Source organism: Xenorhabdus sp. NBAII XenSa04 (assembly GCF_963866145.1).
GTDB classification, from domain to species: domain Bacteria; phylum Pseudomonadota; class Gammaproteobacteria; order Enterobacterales; family Enterobacteriaceae; genus Xenorhabdus; species Xenorhabdus indica.
The window spans coordinates 1-3435 of the sequence record NZ_CAWMEB010000116.1; the positions used below are offsets into that span (position 1 = coordinate 1).

A 3435-nucleotide genomic window follows, 5' to 3' on the forward strand; every position below is an offset into this window, starting at 1 on the left:
TTAAACCGGCCTGAACTGACTGCCGGGCGGTTTGTGACAAATCCGTTTGCTACAGATAAAGACAAAGAATACGGTTATACCCGCCTGTATAAAACCGGTGATTTGGTGCGCTGGCAACCGGATGGCAAGCTGGAATATCTGGGGCGCAATGATTTTCAGGTCAAAATCCGTGGTTATCGCATTGAGTTGGGCGAAATCGAAAGTGCCCTGACTTCCCACCCACAAGTCAAACAAGCGGTGGTGATTGACCGTGTGCATAACGGCCATAAAGTACTGGCCGCTTATCTGGTCACAGAGGCCATGTTATCAAATGAAATTCTGGTTAAGCACTTATCTGAGCGTTTGCCGGAATATATGGTGCCGGCCAGTTTTACCCGTCTTGAGTCTGTTCCGCTGACCCTGAATGGCAAAGTGGATCGCCGGGCATTACCAGAGCCTGTCTGGGTAAACAGAGACAGTTATGTGGCGCCCCGCACTGCACTGGAAACCCAGTTATGTACTCTTTGGCAAGAAGTATTGGGGCTGGAACAGGTTGGCATTGAGGATAACTTCTTCCGTATCGGTGGTGATTCGATTGTCAGTATCCAGCTCGTCTCCAAACTGCGGCAAGCAGGTTTTTCACTGCAAGTTAAATCGATTTTTGAAGCACCGACCGTGGCCCGGTTAGCTCTGTTGCTGACGCAATCAGCATCCACAGAACAATCATCATCCACAGAAAATGTAGTTGCCGAACAGGGATTATTAAGCGGGGAATTTGATTTATTGCCTATCCAGCAGACTTTCTTCGACTGGAATTTATCGAATCCACACCATTGGAATCAGGCATTTATGATTCGGATTCCCGGTAACATTAAGCCGGCACAGATTGAACAGGCTTTGATAATGCTGGTTGAACGACATGATATGCTGCGTACTCGTTTTATCGATACCGGAAACGGCTACCGTCAGTATTATTTCGAGATTCAGGACTATTTCGGAGTTCAGGACTGCTCCGGGGAAATGCCACCTTCACATCTCCTTTTACAGAACTGCGATATCCGAGGATTAAATAAGGAAGAGCTACATCAACAATTGACCCAATGGCAAGATAGGTTCGATTACAACAACGGGCCATTATGGCAAGCCGGACACCTTACCGGGTATGCTGATGACAGTGCCCGGTTATTCTTCGCATTCCACCATCTGATTATTGATACCGTATCCTGGCGAATCATTGCTGAAGATATGCGTTTGTTATTACAGGGCATGACATTACCTCCGAAGACCAGCAGTTATCGGCAATGGGTAACCGCTGTCCATCGCTACGCACAGCAGCATCAGGATGAAGTGCCCTACTGGCAACAGGTGATAGCAGCAAACAACATCGAACCCGCGCAGAATGACCTGACTCGTCACCTGTTGAGCATTTCTGCTGAGATGACGGACATACTTCTGCACGAAGCTAATACCGGTTACCATACTGAAATTAATGACTTACTGCTAAGTGCGCTGACACTGGCCCTGCAAGAAACGTTCTCCCAAGCCGTAAACCACATCCTTCTGGAAGGACATGGACGAGGATCCATAGATAACAGATTAGATATTTCTGAAACTGTGGGCTGGTTCACTACAATGTATCCCGTTCGTCTGGCAATGCAGACAGATATTGCTGAAACCATCATATATACCAAAGAGATGCTTCGTACTGTACCGAACAAAGGTATTGGTTACAGTGCGTTATATCAAGCAGGACACCTGGCTGGCGATTTACCGACTATCAGTTTCAACTATCTCGGCCAGTTAGGAGGAACCAGCCATCAAGACTGGTCCATCACCAACGATGATTGTGGGACTGTGATAGCCAGCGAAAATGGCAGTCATTTACTGTTGGGTATCAATGGGGCCGTTCATATGGGAAAACTGCAATTTAGTGTGGATTCCCGCTTGCCACAGACCCGGACAGAGAGGTTTATCACCGCATTTGAGCAAGCACTCAACAACGTCATCGCTACTGGTCAAAAGCAGGCCCAATCAGGAGGAGTAAAAACGCCCAGTGATTATGGTGTTGAAGGGCTTTCAATCAAACTCTTGTGCAATCTTCAACAGAAGTATCAGATTGAAGCACTGTACCCTGCCACCAGCTTGCAGCAGGGATTTATTTATCACCATCTGGCTCATCCACAAGATGATGCTTATCGTGTACAAATGCTGTTGGATTATCACACCAACGTGAATTTTGCTGTCTATCAACAAGCCTGGTCTCTGGCTTCGTTGCGTTTTCCTATTCTCAGAACTGCGTTTGATTGGGAAGAAAAAATATTACAGATTGTAACAATGGTCGCCAGCATTGGGCCAGAGAACTTCAAGATCAAAGATATCAGTCAGTTATCAAAAGAGAACCGAAACAAGGCGATTGATGAAATCCAACAACACGATCGAACCCTGCCTTTTAATTTAAGCCAGCCCGGCTTAATTCGTTTCACTCTCATCAAGCAAGATGAACAGTTAGTCACAGTATTGATCACACAACATCATTGTATTGCCGATGGCTGGAGTAATCCGATTCTATTGCAAACTGTGCATGAGTATTACAACCAACTGATAAGCGGGCAAACGCCCCTGATTGTGATGGAGCAGGCTTATCTGGCAACTCAGCAATATCATCTGGATCATAAAGCTGAGTCAGATACCTATTGGTCGGAACGTAAAGCACAATTTCAAGGAGCCAATAATTTTTCTGCTCTGTTAAGTCATCACGTTGATTTAAAGCAGATAAAAACGGTGGAAAAACCTGCTGAACAACAACTCACTGTACAAGGAAGCGCTTATGAGCAACTTAAGAACCTGTCCAGGACACAAGGCGTTACTCTGAATGTGATACTGCAATTTGCCTGGCATAAATTACTGCACAGCTACACGGGTGATGAACAAACCATAGTGGGTACTACCGTATCCGGCCGCGATGTACCAGTGGATGAGATTGAATCCAGTGTTGGCCTGTATATCAATACATTGCCGCTGATGGTGCAATGGGATCAGGCAAACAGTGTAGCGACTGTTTTACAGGACATACAGAAAGATATCGCCTCACTCAATAGCCACAGTGCCGTTTCACTTGCCAGTTTACAATCTGACGGAGAACGATTGTTCCACAGCCTGCTGATCTTTGAAAATTATCCAGTTCCAGTGGCGAGCGAAAACAAGGAAGGTATAGAACATACTCTGATGTTCCGTCAGGCCGTCGAAAAAGTGGAATACCCGATTTCGTTGATGGCCTACGAGCAGGGCAACAGTCTAATAATGAAATTAAGTTATGGTGAAGATTGGCTGACAGAAGAACAAGCCCGACGTTTGCTTTGTCAGCTCGAACGTATTCTGCACGTGGTAACAGACAACCCGAATCAGTCACATACGTCAATAACATTCCTCAGTGAAGAAGAACGCCATACCCTGCTG

General features: G+C 46.1%; 1 protein-coding gene. It reads left to right on the top strand.

What is annotated here, in order from left to right; translation table 11 throughout:
• Positions 1-3435 (top strand): condensation domain-containing protein (locus tag AAC147_RS05785; protein WP_047685933.1); only part of this gene is annotated, 3435 nt, incomplete at both ends.